This window comes from Nocardia rosealba (assembly GCF_020216065.1).
Classification (GTDB): Bacteria; Actinomycetota; Actinomycetes; order Mycobacteriales; family Mycobacteriaceae; genus Nocardia; species Nocardia rosealba.
Genome location: NZ_JAIWNA010000002.1, coordinates 692,921 through 712,859 on the forward strand (window position 1 = coordinate 692,921; position 19,939 = coordinate 712,859).

Annotated in this window: 20 protein-coding genes; 13 read left to right on the plus strand and 7 right to left on the minus strand. The window is 68.4% G+C overall.

Annotated elements, in window-relative coordinates; all coding sequences use genetic code 11:
• Nucleotides 1–7: 7 nt before the first annotated feature.
• The gene (locus LDL21_RS10125) at nt 8–1,186 is read right to left on the minus strand and encodes an NAD(P)/FAD-dependent oxidoreductase (protein ID WP_225279776.1); all 1,179 of its coding nucleotides are present in this window, start codon (nt 1,184–1,186) and stop codon (nt 8–10) included.
• 111 nt (nt 1,187–1,297) lie between these two features.
• Between LDL21_RS10125 and LDL21_RS10130 the strand changes: the two genes are divergently transcribed.
• The 5 genes from LDL21_RS10130 to LDL21_RS10150 all read left to right on the plus strand — a co-directional run bounded on the left by LDL21_RS10130 (nt 1,298) and on the right by LDL21_RS10150 (nt 5,538).
• On the plus strand, nt 1,298–2,383 hold the full coding sequence (locus tag LDL21_RS10130; RefSeq protein WP_225279777.1) for a saccharopine dehydrogenase family protein: 1,086 nt from the start codon (nt 1,298–1,300) through the stop codon (nt 2,381–2,383).
• Between the two features lie 60 nt (nt 2,384–2,443).
• Nucleotides 2,444–2,671 (plus strand): DUF6480 family protein, encoded by a 228-nt coding sequence (locus LDL21_RS10135; protein ID WP_067638667.1) that lies wholly within the window; start codon nt 2,444–2,446, stop codon nt 2,669–2,671.
• A gap of 77 nt (nt 2,672–2,748) precedes the next feature.
• Nucleotides 2,749–3,645: a D-alanyl-D-alanine carboxypeptidase family protein gene (locus tag LDL21_RS10140; RefSeq protein ID WP_181697110.1), complete on the plus strand. Its 897-nt coding sequence runs from the start codon at nt 2,749–2,751 to the stop codon at nt 3,643–3,645.
• A 50-nt stretch (nt 3,646–3,695) separates the two neighbouring features.
• Complete coding sequence (locus tag LDL21_RS10145) at nt 3,696–5,249, plus strand: MFS transporter (RefSeq protein ID WP_225279778.1); 1,554 nt, start codon at nt 3,696–3,698, stop codon at nt 5,247–5,249.
• 127 nt (nt 5,250–5,376) lie between these two features.
• Nucleotides 5,377–5,538 carry a hypothetical protein gene (locus tag LDL21_RS10150; protein WP_181697111.1) on the plus strand — a complete coding sequence of 54 codons (162 nt, stop codon included), beginning with the start codon at nt 5,377–5,379 and terminating at the stop codon, nt 5,536–5,538.
• 4 nt (nt 5,539–5,542) lie between these two features.
• On the opposite strand, the gene LDL21_RS10155 is transcribed toward LDL21_RS10150, so the two are convergent.
• Nucleotides 5,543–5,911 carry a cupin domain-containing protein gene (locus LDL21_RS10155; RefSeq protein ID WP_225279779.1) on the minus strand — a complete coding sequence of 123 codons (369 nt, stop codon included), beginning with the start codon at nt 5,909–5,911 and terminating at the stop codon, nt 5,543–5,545.
• Between the two features lie 92 nt (nt 5,912–6,003).
• Between LDL21_RS10155 and LDL21_RS10160 the strand changes: the two genes are divergently transcribed.
• Complete coding sequence (locus LDL21_RS10160; RefSeq protein ID WP_225279780.1) at nt 6,004–6,606, plus strand: hypothetical protein; 603 nt, start codon at nt 6,004–6,006, stop codon at nt 6,604–6,606.
• Nucleotides 6,607–6,610: 4 nt separating this feature from the next.
• Here the strand turns inward: LDL21_RS10160 and LDL21_RS10165 are convergent, their stop codons facing one another.
• Together LDL21_RS10165 and LDL21_RS10170 are read right to left on the minus strand one after the other, a co-directional pair.
• Nucleotides 6,611–7,882 (minus strand): tetratricopeptide repeat protein, encoded by a 1,272-nt coding sequence (locus LDL21_RS10165; RefSeq protein WP_225279781.1) that lies wholly within the window; start codon nt 7,880–7,882, stop codon nt 6,611–6,613.
• Between the two features lie 76 nt (nt 7,883–7,958).
• Nucleotides 7,959–9,143 (minus strand): glycoside hydrolase family 76 protein, encoded by a 1,185-nt coding sequence (locus LDL21_RS10170; protein WP_225279782.1) that lies wholly within the window; start codon nt 9,141–9,143, stop codon nt 7,959–7,961.
• Between the two features lie 530 nt (nt 9,144–9,673).
• Here LDL21_RS10170 and LDL21_RS10175 point away from each other — a divergent pair.
• Both LDL21_RS10175 and LDL21_RS10180 read left to right on the plus strand, forming a co-directional pair.
• Nucleotides 9,674–10,012: an LGFP repeat-containing protein gene (locus tag LDL21_RS10175; RefSeq protein ID WP_067489573.1), complete on the plus strand. Its 339-nt coding sequence runs from the start codon at nt 9,674–9,676 to the stop codon at nt 10,010–10,012.
• A gap of 141 nt (nt 10,013–10,153) precedes the next feature.
• Nucleotides 10,154–10,774, plus strand: a complete 621-nt coding sequence (locus LDL21_RS10180; protein ID WP_181697117.1) for a hypothetical protein — start codon at nt 10,154–10,156, stop codon at nt 10,772–10,774.
• Nucleotides 10,775–10,778: 4 nt separating this feature from the next.
• On the opposite strand, the gene LDL21_RS10185 is transcribed toward LDL21_RS10180, so the two are convergent.
• On the minus strand, nt 10,779–11,039 hold the full coding sequence (locus tag LDL21_RS10185; RefSeq protein ID WP_181697118.1) for a hypothetical protein: 261 nt from the start codon (nt 11,037–11,039) through the stop codon (nt 10,779–10,781).
• 209 nt (nt 11,040–11,248) lie between these two features.
• Between LDL21_RS10185 and LDL21_RS10190 the strand changes: the two genes are divergently transcribed.
• The 4 genes from LDL21_RS10190 (at nt 11,249) to LDL21_RS10205 (ending at nt 16,756) form a co-directional block, all read left to right on the plus strand.
• A complete protein-coding gene (locus LDL21_RS10190; protein ID WP_225279783.1) occupies nt 11,249–12,475 on the plus strand; it encodes a bifunctional glycosyltransferase family 2/GtrA family protein in 1,227 nt (408 codons plus the stop codon).
• Nucleotides 12,472–14,511: an ArnT family glycosyltransferase gene (locus LDL21_RS10195; RefSeq protein WP_225279784.1), complete on the plus strand. Its 2,040-nt coding sequence runs from the start codon at nt 12,472–12,474 to the stop codon at nt 14,509–14,511. Before LDL21_RS10190 ends, LDL21_RS10195 begins: the two co-directional genes overlap by 4 nt.
• Before the next feature lie 68 nt (nt 14,512–14,579).
• The gene (locus LDL21_RS10200; RefSeq protein ID WP_225279785.1) at nt 14,580–15,281 is read left to right on the plus strand and encodes a response regulator transcription factor; all 702 of its coding nucleotides are present in this window, start codon (nt 14,580–14,582) and stop codon (nt 15,279–15,281) included.
• A complete protein-coding gene (locus tag LDL21_RS10205; RefSeq protein WP_225279786.1) occupies nt 15,278–16,756 on the plus strand; it encodes a sensor histidine kinase in 1,479 nt (492 codons plus the stop codon). The genes LDL21_RS10200 and LDL21_RS10205 overlap by 4 nt, the downstream gene beginning before the upstream one ends.
• On the opposite strand, the gene LDL21_RS10210 is transcribed toward LDL21_RS10205, so the two are convergent.
• Nucleotides 16,757–17,641 carry a bile acid:sodium symporter family protein gene (locus LDL21_RS10210; RefSeq protein ID WP_225279787.1) on the minus strand — a complete coding sequence of 295 codons (885 nt, stop codon included), beginning with the start codon at nt 17,639–17,641 and terminating at the stop codon, nt 16,757–16,759.
• A gap of 123 nt (nt 17,642–17,764) precedes the next feature.
• Nucleotides 17,765–19,129: an MFS transporter gene (locus tag LDL21_RS10215; RefSeq protein ID WP_255674522.1), complete on the minus strand. Its 1,365-nt coding sequence runs from the start codon at nt 19,127–19,129 to the stop codon at nt 17,765–17,767.
• A 116-nt stretch (nt 19,130–19,245) separates the two neighbouring features.
• Here LDL21_RS10215 and LDL21_RS10220 point away from each other — a divergent pair, with 116 nt between their 5' ends.
• Entirely contained in the window at nt 19,246–19,929 is a 684-nt protein-coding gene (locus tag LDL21_RS10220) for a PAS and ANTAR domain-containing protein (protein ID WP_225279788.1), read from the plus strand.
• Nucleotides 19,930–19,939: the final 10 nt, after the last annotated feature.

Below are 19,939 nucleotides of genomic sequence, written 5' to 3' on the forward strand. Positions count from 1 at the left end.
CACGACTCTAGGCGGCGAGGACCCCGCGCGACGGTGCGCCCGCGGCCGCACGGTAGTGGTGGTCGAGCTTGCCGAACGTCGGGTGGCTGATCGCCCAGCCGCTGGTCCCCACGATGGCCGACTTCACCCAGGCGGCGGGCCTGCCGCACAGTGCGCCCGGCTTGGCGCGGGCATCGCCGTCGACGAACTGGAAGATCGCGTCCTTGCGTCCGAGGCTCACGTGGTTGCCGACGTAGCTCAGCGAGGTCCGCTTGATCGCGCGTCCGGTGAGCTCGCCGATGATCGTCGCCGTGGCCTGCTGTCCGGTGAACCCGGCCGACGCGCACGACATCGGCAGCGGCTGACCGTTCCCGCCGATGACGAACGCGCTGTCGCCCGCGACGAACACGTTCGGGTGCGACACCGACCGCAGCTCGCGATCCGCGGTGATCTGCCCGTTGGGTTCCACCGCGAGCCCACTGGCGGCGGCGATCGGATGGACGGCGAATCCGGCCGCCCACACCGTCGCGTCGGAGACGAAGGCGGTGCCGTCGGCCGCGAACGCCGCGCTCTGTTCGACGCGCTCGACCGTGGTGTGCTCGTGCACGGCGATGCCGAGCCGGTCGAAGGCTCGCAGCAGATGCCTGCGCGCTTTCGGCCCGAGCCAACCGCCCACCTCGCCGCTGGTGGCGAGAGTGACCCGCAGGCCGGGACGGGCCTCGGCGATCTCCGTCGCGGCCTCGATGGCGGTGAGGTTTCCGCCGACGACCAGCACGTCACCGTGCGCCCCCAAGTCGTCGAGGCGGGCGCGTAGTCGCAGCGCCGAGGGTCGTCCGGCCACGTTGTAGGCGTGTTCGGCGACGCCGGGGATGCCGTGGTCGGCGATGGTGCTGCCGAGCGTGTAGAGCAGGGTGTCGTAGCCGAGGTGGCCGCCGTCGTCGAGGGTAGCCCGCCGCCGGTCGACGTCGAGGGCGGTCACCCTGGCCACCCGCAACCGGAGGCCGGTGCCGGCGAAGACCTCGGTCAGCGGACGATGCGGCAGGTCGTGTCCGGCGGCGAGCTGATGCAGCCGCAACCGCTCTACGAAGTCCGGTTCGGCATTGACGACGGTGATCTCGACGTCGTCGCCGTGCAACTGGCGGGCAAGGAAACCGGCGCTGAAGGCCCCGGCGTATCCGGCCCCGAGAACAACGATGCGGTGCTTCATGATTCGCTCCTGTCTGGTTCGCGTACACCCTGAACGAGACAGCTCCCGAATTCCTGACAGCGCGATCGAGTGAACTGGACCACACGCTGATCGAGCGCTTAGTGTTCCCCTATGTCACACCTGGACGGCGAGCCGACTGTGCTCATCTACGGCGCCTACGGATACACCGGTGAACTCGTTGTCGCCGAAGCACTCTCGCGCGGATTGCGGCCGCTGATCTCGGGTCGCTCGGCCGAGCGGGTCGGTGAAGTCGCCGCCCGGCACGGCCTGACCGCGCGCCCGTTCGACCTCGCCGACGCCGACAACGCCGCCGCGCAACTCGCCGACGTCGACATCGTGCTGCACTGCGCCGGACCGTTCGTCCACACCTACGCACCGATGCTCGAGGCCTGTCTGGCCAGCGGAACCAACTATCTCGACGTGACCGGCGAGACGCAGGTATTCGCCGCGATCTACGCCCGCCACGACGACGCGGTGCGTGCCGGGATCACCGTGATCCCCGGCGTCGGCTTCGATATCGTCCCGACCGACCATCTCGTGGCTCGCCTGGTCGGCGACGTGCCCGACGCGGTCGGCGCCGACGTGGCGATGATCAGCCGCGGTGGTTTCAGCCGGGGCACGTTGCGTACGGCGGTCGACGGCATCGCCCGCGGCAATCTGGTGCGTTCCGGCGGTGACCTGGTCGCGGTGCCGCACGCGCACCGTGCCCTGACGATCGATGTGGGCCGAGGTCGTCCGGTCGGTGTCGCGAGTACGCCACTGGGCGATGTGTGCAGCGCGGGCTACGGCTACGGGCTCACCGAGGTGGCCACGTTCACCGCCGTTCCGTTGTCGCCGGTGGTGCGGGCGCTGAGCACGCCGCTGCGGTTCGTCACGGCCAGCGGGGTCGGTCGGACCGTCACCGACCTGGTGATCGACCGTATTCCGGTTCCCGATCAGGCGACCCGCGACGCCACTCGCAGCACCGGTTGGGCCCGCGTCTACCGAGCCGACGGCAGCGGCCTTTCGCTCGCCGTCGACGTGTCCAACACCTACGCCTTCACCGCGCGTTCGATGGTGCATGCGGCGATCACCCTGCACTCCCGGCCCGCTCCACCCGGCGCGCACACCCCCGCGAACGCGCTCGGCGCCGACTTTCTGCTGTCGATCCCCGGTGGGGACATCAGTTGGCCCTTCCCGGAGCCACGGCCCGCCTGAGCGGCGATTGAGGACGCCGACCCAGGGTAAGCGCGCCGTGTCAGGAAGGCAGGTGACCCCATGACCTCGATGGATCCCGACCCGCGCAATACCCCCGACCTCGAGCCGGGTGGGGGCGTACCGCCCGGCTCCACCCCGCCGGAATCGCCGCAGACCTCCGGTTTGTCGGCGCCGGAACCGAGCACCCGCCACCACTTCCCGCTCACCGGGATCGCTGCCGTGGTCGTCACGCTGGTGCTCGTAGCCGTGTTCGCGGCCGTGATCGTCGGGGTGATCGCCGCGATGTAGAGACACCGCGACGCGCGGAAATCCCGCAGGTCGCGGGATTTGTGCGCCAGACTGTGCGCATGCCGACATTTGCCAGGGTGTTGCACACAGTTGTGGCCGGGGCGCTGGTCGTCGCGGCTGGTCACGGCGTCGCGGGCGCCGCACCGTCCGGGAGCGCCGAGGCGCCGTGGGCGGGCGGACCCGAGGGCGTGCAGGCCGCGGGAGCGGCGCTCGCCGACGGATTCACCGGCACGGTGCTGTGGGGTCGCGAGGCGAACACCCCGGTCCCGATCGCCAGTATCGCCAAGGTGATGACCGCCGTGGTCGCGATCAGCACCGGTGACCTCGAACGACCGGTCACCGTGCCGGCCGAGGCGGGCGCCTACTGCGCCCAGCACAACGGCAGCACCGCCGGACTCACCGCGGGTGAGGTGCTCACCGCCCGCCAGCTCCTCTACGCGCTGCTGCTGCCCTCGGGTTGCGACGCCGCCTATGCCATCGCCGAGTCCTTCGGGCCCGGCCAGGCCGGTTTCATCGGCCGCATGAACGACGCCGCCCGGGTGATGGGCTTGGGCGCCACTCAGTTCACCGATCCCAGCGGGTTGCCCAACCCGACGGACAATTCCACGCACTCCACCCCGGCCGCGCTCGTCGCGCTCGGCGTGCGCGCGATGGCACTGCCCGCCTTCCGTGAGATCGTCGCCGCACGCGACCACCACGTCCCCGCCGACCACGACAACCGTGAACACCATTGGGAGACAACGAACAAGCTGCTGCACGAATACCCCGGGGCCATCGGCCTGAAGACCGGCAACACCAACGCGGCCGGGCACTGCCTGCTGTTCGAGACGGTGCGCGCGGGCATCCCGCTGATCGGGGTGGTGCTGCACAGTTCCGACACCAGCAGCGCGGTCGCCCGCGAAGACGCCACCCGAATCCTGAACTGGGCCTACGACCCCGTCCTGAGTGTGTTGGAGCCCATCGGCGTGCGCTGAGGGCCGAGCGAGGGTCGGCGCGGTCGCACGATCGCCAGTAACCTTTGCCCGTGATCACGTTGGGCAAAGGCGCGGCTCGGCCGAAGACGGCATTGGCCGCGGTCGTGGCGGTGGTGTTCGTAACCTTCCTCGATACGACGGTGGTGAGTGTCGCGCTCGGCGCGATCCGGACCGAACTCGGCACCGATGTGACACTGCTGCAGTGGGTGGTCAACTCCTACACGGTGGTTTTCGCCGGGCTGATGCTCGCCGGCGGATCGCTCGGTGACCGGTTCGGACGCAAGAAGGTGATGATCGCCGGTCTGGTGATCTTCTGTGCGGGATCGGTGGTTTCGGCGATGGCGAGTACCGTCGGCATGCTCATCGCCGGGCGGGCGATCATGGGACTCGGCGCGGCGGCCTCGGAGCCGGGGACCCTGTCGGTGCTGCGCCACATCTTCCCCGACGACCGGGCCCGGGCGAAGGCGATCGGTGTGTGGGCCGCGGTATCGGGCTTGGCGTTGGCGGCCGGGCCGGTGCTCGGCGGTGTGCTCGTGCACGCGTACGGGTGGCGGTCGATCTTCTGGTTCAACCTGGTGATCGGCGCGGTGGCGCTCGTCGCGGCGCTGTGGTCGGTGCCCGAGAGCTCCGACCCGAGTCCCGAACCCATCGATTGGGCGGGTGCCGTGCTCGGTGCCACCGCGTTCGGTGCGGTGATCTACGCCGCGACCGTCGGTCAGGATCGTGGGTACACATCCCCGCCGGTGCTGGGCTTCTTCGCGCTCGGTGCCGTGGCGCTTGTGGCGTTCGTCTTCGTCGAAACCCGCGCTCGCGCACCGATGCTCGACCTGAAGTATCTGCGGATGCCCGTGGTGCGCAGCGCGCTCGTCGTCGCGTTCGCCGTGTATTTCGGGATCTTCTCGATCTTCTTCTTCACCGCGATGTATCTGCAGGTGACGCAGTCGTATTCGGCCGCGCGCACGGCCGCGATCTTCGCGCCGATGGCCGGGACCATCGTGATCGGGTCGCTGGCCGCCGGGTTCTGGGTGTCGCGCCGGGGTGCCCGCGTGCCGATGATCCTCGGCTGTGTGGTCGGTGCCGGTGGCATCCTGCTCACCCGTCAGGCGATGAGCGGAACACTGCACGATCCGACGATCGCGGCGGCGATGGCGGTGGCGGGCATCGGGTTCGGAATCGCCGTCGTGCCGTTGACCTCGGCGGTGATGACGGGCGTGCCACCGCAGCACTCGGGAATGGCTGCGGCCGTGACGAATACGATGCGCCAGGTCGGTTCCGCGTTCGGGGTGGCGATCCTCGGCGCGGTCGTGAGCTCGTTCCTCTCCGCGGACCTCAAGGCCAAGATGACCGAACTGGGCGTGCCGACGACCCTGCAGCCCGATGCCGTGGAGGCCGTCGAACGCGGTCGCCTGCCCGAGGGTGCCAACCCGTTCAAGTACCTGCCCTACATCAGGGATGTGATGGACGCGGGCAAGGCGGCCTTCCACCAAGGCCTCGACGCGGCCCTGCTCGCCTCGGCGATCCTCATCCTCGCCGCCGCGGCCTTCACCGCCGTCGACGAACGACCCCGCAAACGACAGCAGCAGGCCCTGGGCGCCAACCCCTAGTCCCCCTAACTCCGTGCCGAGGCACCCCCAATCCTCGCGCCGACCCATGACCTGCGCAAATCCGTCCCATACAGTGATCTCAGACCCGGTCGCACCGCATCATTCCCCGCCCCGAAAGGACGAGGCCATGACCGCCCACCGAGCTCCGAGCACCCCTCTCCAGCGCAACTTCGGCCAGATGCGCCGCGCCCTGCCCACCCCTTGGACAGCCGCCCTGTCCGATCGCCCCGCTCCCGGCACAACAACCCGCGCCCGCCCGGTGCTCCGCATCCACGCACTCGAGGGCTGACCCCTCAGAGGAACGAGTCGTCCATCTGCGCGGTGAGGGGCCCTGCTGTATCACCGGTATTGCGAACACCCGCAGGCTCGATCAACATCGCGTGCACCTCACCGTCCGCAACCGGACAGTGCTCGACCCCTCGCGGCACCACGAACATCTGCCCCGACCGCAGCACGACGTCACCGTCTCGCATCCGAATAGTCAGTTCGCCCGCGACGACGAAGAACAGCTCATCGGTCTCGTCGTGTTTGTGCCACACGAACTCACCCTCGAGCTTCACCAGCTTGATCTCATAATCGTTGACTCGTGCGACCACTTTCGGCGACCACCGCTCCGAAAACGCCGACAGAGTGGCCGCCACGTCGACTACTTTATTCGCCATACACCGATCCTGGCACTCGACGGACCTGGATTCGCAACGGATCGCTACATTCTCCCCATGTTTTCGGCGGATCGGCCGGATAGGTTTCCGGTGTGAGCGAGTCGAAACGGGTGTGGCTGTGGCCGGTGGTGAGCGTCGGCGTCATGATCGCGGCGGTGGTGACGAGCCTGCATTCGGGATGGGTCGTGACCGTGCTGTGGATTCTGGCGCTGCCGTTGCTCGCCGCGTTCTGGTCGACGGTGGTGGTTGTCGCGGTGACCGCGGTGTGGCGCACGACGAGGGGTGGACGGCGATGGCCACAGGTCGTCACCGGTGTCGCGGCCGTCGTGAGTATCGGTGTGCCGGTGATGTTCTACCTCTGGCCGCAAGCGCGGGTGTGGACACGGTTTCAGCTCGAGCGTCCCGCATTCGACGCGGCGGTGGCCAGGGATCTGAGTGTGCGCGACTACTACGGGACCGGCCTGCCCACGCATCTCTGCTGGGTGTCGGCCAATTGCAAGGTGGCCGTGGTGCGGACCGCCGACGACCACACGGCGCGCTTCGTGCCCGACTATGTCGGGATTCCCGACGGCGCAGTCGGTTACGCGCACCTGGACGGTGAACCACCCGCCGAGCCGTTCGAGGTGTTCGGGGACCAGCTGTGTCCGAGCATCGAATTGGGTGACGGGTGGTGGTGGCTGGGCCGGTGCGGATAACGGCTCAGCCGAAGAAGGAACTGCGGACAGGGCCGGGGGAGCGGACGGGGGTGCGGGGGCCGAGGAGCCAGCTGTCGGCGGTGGTGGTGACGAAAGTGGTGAAGGTGGGGTCGAGGTCGGGTGGGGTTTCGCCGTCTCCGGCGTCGGGGGTGGGGTCGGCGGCCGCGATCTCGGCGGCGATCTCCGATTCGGGGCGGGCGTCCGCGGGCACCGGTTCGAGGCCGTTCTCGCCGACACGCTGTGTGGGTGCCCAGGGCGCGATGACGGTCTGGTGGAGCAGGCCGCTGATGTCGGCCGTCACCGGCGGAGGCTGAGTCCAGCAGGTGGCGTGTTCGAACAGGATCTGACCGGGGGCGCGCTCGTGCAGGGTGACGACGAGGTCGGGGTCGACGGTGCGCAGGTCGTAGGCGACGACGAGGGTGTCTTCGGCGCCGGGCTCGTAGTCCTGGGTGGGGAGGTCGAGGACGCGGGCCGTGGCGAGACCGAGGATGCGATCCGCCCGATCGGGGAGCAGCGACACCGTACGTGGCGCACGGTCGGCCGCCGACAGTGCGAGACCCACGCGGTGGATGCTGTATCGGCACAGGGCGGCGTTGTCGCCCAGATACGCCCAGCGCCCGGTCATTCCGGCGTCGAATCCGTACGGCGACATCGTCGCGAGGTAGCCGCCGGTCAGGGTGAACTGCCAGCCACGCAGATCCCGATGGTCCAGGGCGCTCACGGCGGCCGCACGATCGGCGCGAATCAGCATGCGGCTCACCCGATCACGGGCGAACACCCAGTCGTCGTCGGGTTCGGGCAGGTCGGCGAACTCGGCGCGGGCGGTGGCCGGATCACCCGCCAGGATCGAGTTGTACACCAGCAGATAGTGTTCCGCCCACTCGCGCGGGCTCGAGGCATACCGCCCCAACACCTCGACGGCTTCGGCATGACGGTGTTCGTCCTCCAGCGCGGCGACCAGCTCCGCGAGCGCCTGGCGCACAGTGGAATCCACCCGCAACGCTTCGTGCAGAACCGGAACCGCGGCGAACGACAGGCCGTACTCCACACAGTCGTAGCCGAGCATCGTGAGCGCGCGTGCATCGGTGGCGTCGGGGAGTGCCGCCCGTGCGCTGGTGGCCAGCGGTTCCAGCTCGGCGGCGTCGGCCAGCTCGATCAGGAAGGTCACGAGTTCGGGGAGCGGAAGCTGCTCGGCGACCGGCCGCAGCGAACGCACGGACCCGCCGAGATCCCCCTGGGCGAGCAATTCGCGAGCTTCGTTCAATTCGATTGTCATCGCCACCATCCTGGGTGAGAAGCGGGGCGGCGGCAACTGGGATTCGCCTCCGAACGGTGTCGCCCCCGATGGATTCTCAGACCCCGGCAGCTGTCAACCGGCAATCCGCTTCCAGCACCATCCATGCGCTCAACTGGATCGAGAGGTCCTGGGGCGGCTCGGTCCCGTAGTCACCGAGCCGGTTCAGCCGGGCAGGCACCGCGACCGGACGAGACCAGTCCGATCCGAACAGCGGCAGTCCGTCGACCTCGGCGCGATGCTCCCACGCCGCCCGTGCGGAGGCATGCACGATCCCCGCTGCGGTCGTATCGCCGAGCACCAGCGCGGTTTCGGTGAGATAGCGCGCGAGGATACCCATGAACAACCCGGAGTCGTCATCGGTGGCACCACTGATCACTCCGTTGTCGGTGAGGAGTTCGCCGACGGCACGCACCAGGTCCCGCGCACGCTCGCGGTACACAGATTCACCTGTCCGCGCGAACAATTCGGTATCGAGGCCGATCGCGACACCCTGGCAGTAGGTGTGCACCGTGCGGTCCATCGAGCCGCCCGGCTCGTGCACACCGTCGAGAATCAGCCCGCTGGCGGTATCACGCAGCCGGGTGTGCAGAAACTCCGCGAGCCGCACAGCGCGGGGGAGATCCCCGAGCCGGGCCAACGCGATACCTGTCGGCCCGATCGCGGGCGTGTTGTAGAAGTCGTCGCCGGAGCGCCACGGCACCGCGCCGAGCACCGGATTCCAGCCGTCGACCACCGCGGAGCGCAGGTCGCCGAGCGCGTCGTCGAACCGCACATCGAGCAACCGTTGCGCACGTTCGAGCGCGATCAGCAACCACGCCATGTCGTCGTAGTAGCGGTTCGTCCACCCGGTGACATTGCGGGTCCGGATGCCGCGTGCCAGCGCGACCACCCGGTCGACCCGCTCGGGGGTGCGGGCGCGATGGGCGGCGTCGATCGCACAATCGACCAGGTGGGCCTGCCACCAATAGCACCAGCGCCCGAACGACTGATCGGTGAGCGACGCGGGCCAGACCAGCGTGCCGAGCTGTCGCTGCGGCAGCCCCCACAGCGACCGCACATGCCGCGCGACGATCGCGCGCTCGGCCAGATCCGCGCGCCGCTCACACTCCCCGGGCACGGCCGCAGCGCCGCGCGTGATCGCCGCGGTCCTGGTCGGCTGGGCCAGGGCGGTGAGCGCCACCGCCGCGCCCGCACCCCACAGCACCCGACGTCGGCTGATCCCGTCGCCACGCCGTTCCACTCGACTCCCTTGCTGGACACCGTCTCCGGGTCCGGCACCGTATCGCCGCTGTCCGGCGTCGGCATGGCGAGCAGCTGAACCGCGCGGGTAGCGCACGAATCGATCGGTTGAACACCGTGACAGCCCGCCTGGGGGAGGCGTCGATACGCGACACGAGAAATGTTCAGCCGCAAGATGTCTCACCATTTTCAGGCCACGGCGGCTACGGTGGTGCCGTGGCAGGGATGAGATGTCCCACCGGCCCGCTGATCGTGCGGGTGCTCGAAGGCCACGGCGTCGAAGAACCATCGCAGCGATACCGAGCTCGACAGTGCGGATACACCGGCGTATTCGTCCTGATCGGCAGCGGTAGCGTGCTTATGTCGTTGGGGTAGCCAGGATGTGACGAGCACGATGCTGACAAGTAGCCGACAGCAGCAGTTTTCGTGTCGAAGTCGTGTCTTCGTACGAGTCTTCCCCAAAAACGTCCGCGATGCGGTAACTTAGCGGCTGCTTTGCCAATGATTGTCTGTGTGAAAGGAATTGGATTCATGGGATTCGAGGCCACGGGAGCGATCGGCGACCACTACAACGAGGCCGGTGGCGCGTCGAGCCCCCTCGGTGAGCCGATCTCGGCCGAACTGGACGCCCCGGGCGGCGGCAAGTACCAGGAGTTCACCGGCGGCGTCATCTACTTCAAGCTCCCCACCGGAGCCAAGACCGTCTACGGCGCGATCCGTCAGGCGTGGGAGGCCGAGGGCGGCGCGGGCGGCCGTCTCGGCTACCCGACCTCCGACGAGCAGGACATCGAGGGTGGCAAGATCAGCCACTTCGAGAACGGTTCGATCAGCTACTCGATCGCCGACGACGCGGTGACGATCAACGCCTAGCGTGTGATCTGCACAGGTGGGCACCGATCCGACGGGTCGGTGCCCATCGTCGTATCCGGGTAGTGATCGCTCGGTGCGTGCGTATTCGGTCCGGCGCGGGGTACACGCCACCCACCTCTGTTGTCGATGATGGGAGGCGTCATGGTGAATGTCGACGAGAAAGGCGCGGCCGGGCGCGGCGGTAAGCTGCACATCCCGCGCAGCCGAGGCGCGCTGGGCGGTCTGGCGGTGCTGCTGCTCGGTATCTGGGGCGCGCTCATACCGTTCATCGGTCCGTACTTCGATTTCGCCTACACCCCGGACGAACCGTGGGTCTGGACGACGGCGCGCGGCTGGCTGCAGGTGCTGCCCGGCGTGGTCGCCATCGTGGGCGGCCTGCTCATGCTGATGAGCCGCAATCGGGTGGTCGCGAGCTTCGGCGCCTGGCTCGGTGTCGCGGCGGGCGCCTGGTTCGTGATCGGACCGTTCCTGGCCGCCTGGTTCCGGCTCGGGGACATGGGTGAACCCGTGGCCGGATCGGACGTCAAGCGCGCACTGCTGCAGCTGACGTTCTTCTACGGGCTCGGCGCGCTGATCCTGTTCTTCGCCGCGAGCTCGCTGGGCAGGCTGTCGGTGCGCAGCACCCGTGACATCGCCTTCGCCGAACGCACCCGCGTCGTCGGCGACGATCGGGCTCGCGTCGTGGAGGAAGAAGTCGTCCCCACCGAGGGAGCGCACACCCGAGGGTTCGGAACGCGCGGTATCCGGCACCGCCCGGTGTGAGCGGTCAGGCGGTCTTGACCGTCACCACCGTATCGGCGCTGGGGTAGTCGAGGACGCGCAGCCGCCCGGTGACCAGGTCGACTGTATCGGCGACCACGCGACCGGCGCGCCGCGCGTCGTCGGCGAAGCTGGTGCTCACCACCCGGTAGCTGCGTTTGGCGGTGAGCACGATGTCACCCGCGCGCAGGTGCCCGGCGGACCGGGGTGCTCCTTCGGCGTCCTCGGCCGCGCCGGTTCCCCTGATGAGCTCGATCAACTTCAGCACTGTGTTCTCCCAGTATGTGAAAACGCCGTCTGACGTCCCGCGCGCCGGGTCGGCGAGCGGTATCCAGCTCTCTGTACCCCGAATCGTGATGGTTGAACCCTCCGATTCCGGGCACTCCTCGCCATTCGGCAGACCCGTGATCGAGGCGTCCAGGAAATTCCCAGGTCAGCCGCAGGTCTGCTCCAGTCGCGCCGGTCACCGTCGGTGTCATGACCGACACAGAGACCGCCACCTGCGCGGCAACCGTGGCCGAGGTGATCACCACCCCCGGGGTGGACGTGGTCGTCCCGGTCCACAACGAGGAAAACGACCTGGCCGACTGCGTGCGCAGGCTGCACGCCTTCCTGCATGACGGGTTCCCGTTCAGCGCGCGCATCACCATCGCCGACAACGCCTCCACCGACAACACGCTGGTGATCGCCCAGCACCTCGCGACGGAACTGGACGGTGTGCGGGTGGTGCACCTGGACCGCAAGGGCCGGGGGCGGGCACTGCACGCGGTGTGGAGCGGCTCCGATGCCCGGGTGGTCGCCTACATGGACGTCGACCTGTCGACCGATCTCAATGCCCTGTTGCCGCTCATCGCACCGCTGATGTCGGGGCATTCCGATCTCGCGATCGGTTCCCGGCTCGCCACGTCGGCCCGGGTGGTGCGCGGGCCCAAACGGGAGCTGATCTCCCGCGGCTACAACCTGCTGCTGCGCACCTGCCTGCAGGTGCGGTTCTCCGATGCTCAATGCGGCTTCAAGGCGATGCGCGCCGAGGTGGCCCGTGAGCTGCTGCCGCTGGTGCGCGATCGGGAGTGGTTCTTCGACACCGAAGTGCTCGTGCTGGCCGAGCGGGCGGGGCTGCGCATCCACGAGGTGCCCGTCGACTGGATCGATGATCCCGACAGCCGTGTCGACATCCTCGACACCGCGCGCAAAGATCTGCTGGGGATGTGGCGGGTCGGCCGGGAACTGGTGAGTGGGCGCCTGCCGGTCGCGGAGCTGCGGGCCGCCATCGGGCGAGAACCACTGGTCCCCGGTGTGCCGGTGGGCATGGTCGGGCAGCTGGTGCGTTTCGCCCTCGTCGGTGTGTTGTCGACGCTGGCCTATGTGGCGCTGTATCTGCTGATGCAACCGGCCGTCGGTGCGCAGGCGGCGAATCTGCTCGCCCTGCTGGTGACAGCGGTGGCGAACACCGCGACCAACCGCGCCTTCACCTTCGGCATCCGTGGCCCGGAAAGGCGTGCGGCGCACCATGTTCAGGGGCTGCTGATCTTCCTGTTCGGTCTCCTGATCACCAGTGGGTCGCTGTTCGCGTTGCATCGGTGGGCGTCGGGCGCGTCGGTGCAGGTGGAGCTGGCTGTGCTGGTCGTCGCGAATTGTGTTGCCACGCTCGCCCGTTTCGTCGGGCTGCGCTGGGTTTTCCGTGGTGCGGGTGATCGCCGATGACCGCGCTGACGACGAAGCCGGAGGCCGAATCGGTAGTCGAGAACTCGTTGATACGACCACGATGGGAGTTTCCCGCTCTTGCCGCGCTGCTGATCGGCACGGCGGTGGCTTATCTGTGCAACCTGACCGCAAACGGCTGGGCCAACTCGTTCTACGCGGCCGCCGTGCAGGCCGGCTCGGTATCGTGGAAGGCGTTCTTCTTCGGATCGTCGGACGCGGCGAACGCGATCACGGTCGACAAGACCCCGGCCGCACTGTGGCCGATGGAATTGTCGGCGCGAGTATTCGGATTCGGCAGCTGGAGCATGCTGGCACCGCAGGTACTGCTCGGCGTCGCGTCGGTGGCGCTGTTGTGGGCGACGGTTCGCCGCTACCACGGTGCGGCGGCCGGTCTGCTCGCCGGTCTCGCCCTTGCCCTGACTCCGGTGGCGGCGTTGATGTTCCGCTTCAACAACCCAGACGCACTGCTGGTGTTCCTGATGATCGCTGGGGCTTGGGCGATGTTGCGCGCCACCGAATCCGGGCGCTGGCGCTGGCTGGTGCTGTGCGGGCTGTTCATGGGATTCGGGTTCCTGGCCAAACAGCTGCAGGTGTTGCTCGTTCTCCCGGCGCTGGTCCTGGTGTACCTGTTCGCGGGGCCGCCGAAGCTGGGTACCCGGCTGCTGCAACTGTTCGCCGCCGGTGCGGTGATGGTCGTGGGTGCGGGCTGGTGGGTGCTGATCGCGCAGCTGTGGCCGGTCGACTCGAGACCGTATTTCGGTGGTTCCCAGAACAATTCGATCATCGAGCTGACCCTCGGCTACAACGGTCTCGGTCGGCTCAGTGGTGACGAGACGGGCAGCGTCGGTCCCGGTGGTGAACTTCCCGCCGGTGGCAACGGAATGTGGGGGCAGACCGGCATCACCCGCTTGTTCGACTCCGCTCAGGGCGGGCAGATCGCGTGGTTGCTGCCTGCGGCGCTGATCCTCACCGTGGTGGCCCTGGTCTTCTACGGCCGTGCACCACGCACCGATCTGCGACGGGCATCGGTAATGCTCTGGGGCGGTTGGCTGCTCGTGACCGGGCTGGTCTTCAGTTTCATGAAGGGGATCTTCCACCAGTACTACACGGTCGCCCTCGCGCCTGCGGTCGCCGCGCTCACCGCGATCGGCGCTGTCCTGCTCTGGCAGCATCGCGACCGGATGACGGCTCGTATATGCGCCGCCGCGACGATGGGGGTGACCACGGCTACGGCCTGGGTATTGATTTCGCGCACCAGCGATTTCGTGCCCTGGCTGCGATGGGTCATCCTGGTCGGCGGCCTCGGAGCGTCGTTCGCGCTGCTGTTGCCACCCGCACCGAAACGGTCCGCGTTCGCGGCGCTGCTCGCCGGGACTGTCGCATTGAGCGGGCCCGCCGCCTACACCGTCGAGACCATCGCCTCGGTCAACGCCGGGTCCATTCCCAGCGCGGGCCCGGAAATCCGTGGCGGGCGGGGCATGCCAGGACCCGGGGGCGAAATGCCGGACGGGCGAGGCGGAATGGGAGGTCGTGACAACGCGCCAGTGGGCAGCAGAGTGCCCGCAGGTGGAGATCCCGGCAACGGTTCCGGTCGGGTCGGTGCACCGAGCGGGACGGCCGAGACAGCTGCGCCCGATGGGGGTGCTGGTGGAAGTGCTGGGCCGAACGGCGGGGCCGACGGCGGTGGCTTCCTCGGTGGCGCGAGCCAGGTGAGCGACAAGGTGATCGCGCTGCTCACCGCCGACGCGGACAATTACACCTGGATCGCGGCGGCCACCGGCTCGAACTCCGCCGCCACCTACCAACTGGCCACCGAACTGCCGGTGATGTCGCTGGGCGGGTTCAACGGCAGCGACCCGTTCCCTACGCTCGCTCAGTTCGAACGGTACGTGGCCGACGGCCGGATCCACTACTTCATCGCGGGTGGCGGCGGTGGCCCAGGAGCCCGGGACGACGGTGCGATCAGCGCCTGGGTGGCGGCGAACTTCACCGCCGTGCAGGTCGACGGCGTCACCGTCTACGACCTGACCAGCTGAAAGCCGTTCACAGGAAACGCCCAGTTTCCTTCCAGGTCCGTGTGCGGTGGGCCAGCCATGCTGAATCCATGACCGTCGAACCACCCGAAGCCCGCATCCTCGTCATCGACGACGAGCCGATGATCGTCGAGCTGCTGAGCACCAGCCTGCGATTCCAGGGCTTCGAGGTGGCGACGGCCGCCGACGGTGCGGCCGCGCTCGACACCGTGCGCCGCTTCCGCCCGGATGCCCTGGTGGTGGACGTGATGATGCCCGGCATGGACGGCTTCACCCTGCTGCGCAGGTTGCGTGCCGACGGTGTCGGGGCGCCCGTGCTGTTTTTGACCGCCCGCGACCAGACCGAGGCCAAATTGACCGGCCTCGGTCTCGGCGCCGACGACTACGTGACCAAACCGTTCAGCCTCGAGGAGGTGATCGCCCGCATCAGGGTGATCCTGCGGCGTGCAGGCGCGGGCGCTCCGCAACGCAACCCCCGGCTGCGTGTCGCCGACATCGAGCTCGACGACGAGAGCCACGAAGTGTGGAAGGCGGGGGAGCCGGTGAGCTTGTCGCCGACCGAATTCACCCTCCTGCGCTACTTCATGGTCAACGCGGGCAAGGTGCTGAGCAAGCCGATGATCCTGGATCACGTGTGGCACTACGACTTCGGCGGTGACGCGAATATCGTCGAGTCGTATGTGTCGTATCTGCGGCGCAAGATCGACACCACCGAACCCAAACTCATCCACACGCTGCGCAGCGTCGGCTACGTGCTGCGGGAACCGAGGTGAGCGTGTCAGCCTGGGCCGCAAGGCGTTTCGCCGCTGTGCCGCTGCGCGTCGGGCTGGTGCTCGTGCTGCTCGCGCTCGCGGCGGTGGTGCTCACCGCGGTGGGGGCAGTGGTGACCTCGGTGATGTCGAACTCGCTCACCGACCGGGTCGACGAACAGCTCATCGACGCCTCGCGGACCTGGGCACAGCCGAGAGCGATGAAGCAGGTCACCGACTCGGCGGGCAACACCCGCTGGGTGCCCGCCGACGCACCGAACGCCATGCCGATGGAAGGGGAGCAGCCGCGCCGGTTCGCCGAGATCCGCACCGGACCCGACGGCGAGGTCTATCTCGAGTCGCCCGGCGCCACCGACGGCTCGTCCGGGCTGCCGGACGTCACCGGTGACGAGCGCGGCCCACGCACAGTCGGATCCCGCAGCGGTCCCGACACCGACTGGCGGGTGCTGACCACCACGAACGGCCACGGCTCGGTCACCGTCGGCCTGTCGTTGTCGGAAACCAGGCAGACGATCATGGGCCTGCTTCTGGTGCAGGTCGTCGCGGGTGTCGCCGCGTTGCTGCTGCTCGGCATCGTCGGCTATCTGGTGGTGCGGTGGAGTCTTCGCCCGTTGCGGGCGGTGGAGGAGACAGCGGCCGCTATCGCCGACGGTGATCTGCACCGCCGTGTTCCGGTGCGCGATGTCGACACCGAGGTCGACCATCTCGCCCGCTCACTGAACGTGATGCTCACCCGAATCCAGGACGGTGTCGTCGCGACCGAGGCCTCCGAGGCGGCGGCGCGGCGTTCCGAGGCGCGGATGCGTGAGTTCGTCGCCGACGCCAGCCATGAATTGCGCACCCCGCTCACCACCATCCGGGGATTCGCCGAGCTGTACCGGCACGGGCACCGCACCGACCCCGAGACCCTGTTCGGCCGGATCGAGGCCGAGTCCATCCGGATGGGCGGACTGGTCGGTGACCTGCTGACGCTGGCCGATCTCGACGCCAACCGACCCCTCGAGCGGACACCCGTCGACCTGCTGGCCCTGGCGCGGGACGCGGTCGGCGATGCCCACGCCCGCGAGGCCGGACAGCCCGTCGCTCGCGCGATCGAGCTGGAAGTCTCCGGTGACGGAGCGATGGTTGTGATCGGGGACGAGGCACGACTGCGACAGGTCATGGCGAATCTGGTGGGCAACGCGCTCACCCATACCCCGCCCGGGACCCCGGTCACCGTGCGCTTGCGCCCGGGTGAGGACGAGGTGGCCTTCGATGTCGTCGACGAGGGGCCCGGCCTGCCGGCTGAAGCCGCGTCGCGGGTGTTCGAACGGTTCTATCGCACCGACAACTCCCGCACCCGGTCCAGCGGCGGCTCCGGCCTCGGGCTGTCCATCGTCGCGGCACTGGTGGCGGCCCACGGCGGGCACGTCGGTGTCGAGAGCACACCCGGTCGCGGCGCCACGTTCACCGTGGTGCTGCCCAACGACATGCGCTGACTACGCCGTGACCGGGGCAGGCTCCCGGTGCACCGCCCGGCGGCTGATGAGCGCGCCGAACAGCGTGGCCAGCGGCGTCATCAGCACGGCGTACACGGCGGCGGGCACCGCGATGCGCGCACTGTCGAGGACGGTGATCGCCAGGGTGATGGCGATCGCGCTGTTGTGCACGCCGACCTCCATCGACGACGCGATCGCCTGCGGCGGGCTCACCCCGAACGCGAGCGGCACCAGGTAACCGGTGGTGAGGCTGATGACGCAGAACACCATGGTGATCGCGCCGACATCGAGGAAGTAGCCGCCGATCGCCGCCCGGTCCGCGATCATCGTGACCGCCACGATCACCGCGAGGATCAGCACCGACGCGATCCGCACCGGCAAATCCATCCGGCCCGCGAATTCCGGGGCCCGGCGCCGCACCTGCATGCCGATCAGGACCGGGATCAGCACGATAGCGATCACCTGCACGGTCTTGCCGAACTGCAACCCCAGCTGACCGGTCTCGTTGTCGGCGAACTGGTGGATGGCCAGATTGGTGACCACCGGCACGGTCACCACACACAGCATCGAATTGACCGCGGTGAGCGTCACATTCAGTGCCACATCACCACGGAACAGGTGACTGAACAGATTCGCGGTCGCCCCACCCGGCGAGGCGGCGAGCAGCATCATCCCCACCGCGAGCAACGGCTCGAGGTCGAACAGCATCACCAACCCGAACGCCACCGCGGGCAACACGATCACCTGACACACCAGAGCCACCGCGACGGCCTTCGGCGCCCGGGCGACCCGCGTGAAATCGGCCCCGGTCAACGACAGGCCGAGCCCGAACATGATGACGGCCAGCGCGGGCGGCAGCGCCGTGGAAAGAAACGAGGAGTTCATGCACCACCGATCGTCGCGGAACCCCTACCTTATGCGGCAAGAGCTTTCGCCACACCGCTGTTCGAGCGAACCCTGGTCCGGGCAGCGTCGGGCAGCGATGTGGCGAAGGTCCGTGAGCAGGTCTCAGGCGGCGAGGGCGTGGGCGTCGCGCGGCCACCGCTGATGTGCTGCGTCGATGACGTAGGGATGGGTGTGCTGGTAGAGCCGGTCGGTGATGCGAACGGCGTCGGCCAGGCGGGCCGGATCGATGGTTCCGATCTCGTGCAGGTGGGTGATCTCGGCCGGGTCGTGGCGGGGCCAGGACCGCAGCGCGACGATGGTTCCGAGGGCGGCCAGACCGAGCAGCACCAGCCAGGTGGTCGTGAAACCGGCTGCGGTGGTGAGCCATCCGGCGATCGGATAGGTGAGCAGCCACGCCAGGTGCGACAGCGAGAACTGCGCGGCGAACAACGCGGCCCGGTCGGCGGGTTGTGAGGACCGCCGCAGAATCTGCCCGGTCGGGGTCAGGACGGCGGCAGTGCCCGCCCCGATCACCGCCCACACGGCGCCCGCCGCGATCCAGCGCCACTGTCCCGCCGCGGCATTCGACAGCGCGACGGCCGCGCCGAGTCCGGTCATCAGGGTCGTGGCACCGCTCAGCATCACCGGCCGGGGGCCGACCCGGTCGAGCACCCGCGGCAACGACAGCGCCACCACTATGGTGCCGAAACCGTTGGCGGCCAGCAGGATCGCGACACCGGTCTGCGAACCGCCGAGCGTGTCGCGCACATAGTTGACGGTGTTGACCATGATGACCGACCCCGCTGCCGCGACTACCAGGTTCAACCCGAGCAGCCCACGCAGCCTGGGCGTCGCGGCGAAGATCCGCATTCCCACTGCGATCCGCTGCCGGAAACTGCCACCGGTGGTGGCACCGGCGTCGGGAATCCTGGTGGAGACCACGAGGACGGCCGAGACCACGAAGCCGATGGCAGTGCCGACGAACAGCCAGTGGAAGCTGATCAGGGTGAGCGCCGCCGCCGCGAGCATCGGGCTCAGCAGCGTCTCCATGGTCGCGGCCAGCTGGGCCGCCGACAGCGCCCGGGTGTAGTCGCGTTCGTCGGGCAGGATGTCGGGGATCACCGCCTGATATGTCGGAGTGAAGGCCGCTGATGCGGTCTGCAGTACGGCGATGAGTACGTAGATGTGCCAGATCTGGTCGATGAACGGCAGCGCGAGCACCACGGCACCGCGCACCGCGTTGAGCGAGACGAGGAAGAGCCTGCGCGGGAACCGGTCGGCGTAGGCGGCGACGATCGGGGCGACGGTCACGTACACCAGCATCTTGATGGTGAGCGCGGTGCCGAGCACGGCCCCTGCCTCGGCGCCCGCCAGTTCGTAGGCGAGCAGACCCAGTGCGACCGTGGTCAATCCGGTGCCGAACAGCGCCGTCATCTGGGCGGTGAACAGCCGGAGGTAGTCGCGGTTGGCGAACAGCGAGGTGATCATGCTCCGAAGGTACGACTTCGCGGCCTGAAAGTAAACCCCTAGGGGGTATGGGTATCGAATCTGCGGAATCGGGCCCGATAGCTTCCTGACCGGGTGCGATAGGGGATACTTCGTAGGTGACGTTGAGTGAACAATCAGTACCGGACGCGGTCACCGCGATCAGCCAGGTGATCGGCGCCGAGGCCTGTTCGGGCATCGGTTCGTTCCAGTTCTGGTTCGCCGACGGGCGCTGGGAATGGTCCGACGAGCTCGCCGAGATCTACGGCTACGGCCCCGGTGAGGTCGAGCCGACCACCGAGCTGCTGCTGTCGCACAAGCACCCCGACGACCAGCAGGACCTCGGCACCGCGATCACCTGCGCCATCGACGCGGGCGAACCGGTGTGTGGCAGGCACCGCATCATCGACACCCGAGGCACCGAGCACGAGGTGATCATCGTCGGCGACCACCTCACCGACGACGACGGCACGGTGATCGGCACCACCGGCTACTACATCGACGTCACCCAGCGCCTGGAAGAGGAACGCAAGGAGACCCTCGACGAGACCCTGCCCGAACTGATCGAGGCGCGCGCCGCCATCGAGCAAGCCAAGGGCGTACTCGTCCTCATGTACGGCGTCGGCCCCGACCAGGCGTTCAAAGTGCTGCGCTGGCGCTCCCAGGAGACGAACACCAAACTCCGCGATCTCGCCGCCCAGCTCGTCGAGGACGCCCGCGGCCTCGAACCTCAAGTGCCGGGTTGCCGCACCCGCTTCGACCACCTGCTGCTGACCGCGCACGAACGGGTCGATCAGGCCTGATCCGGTACCG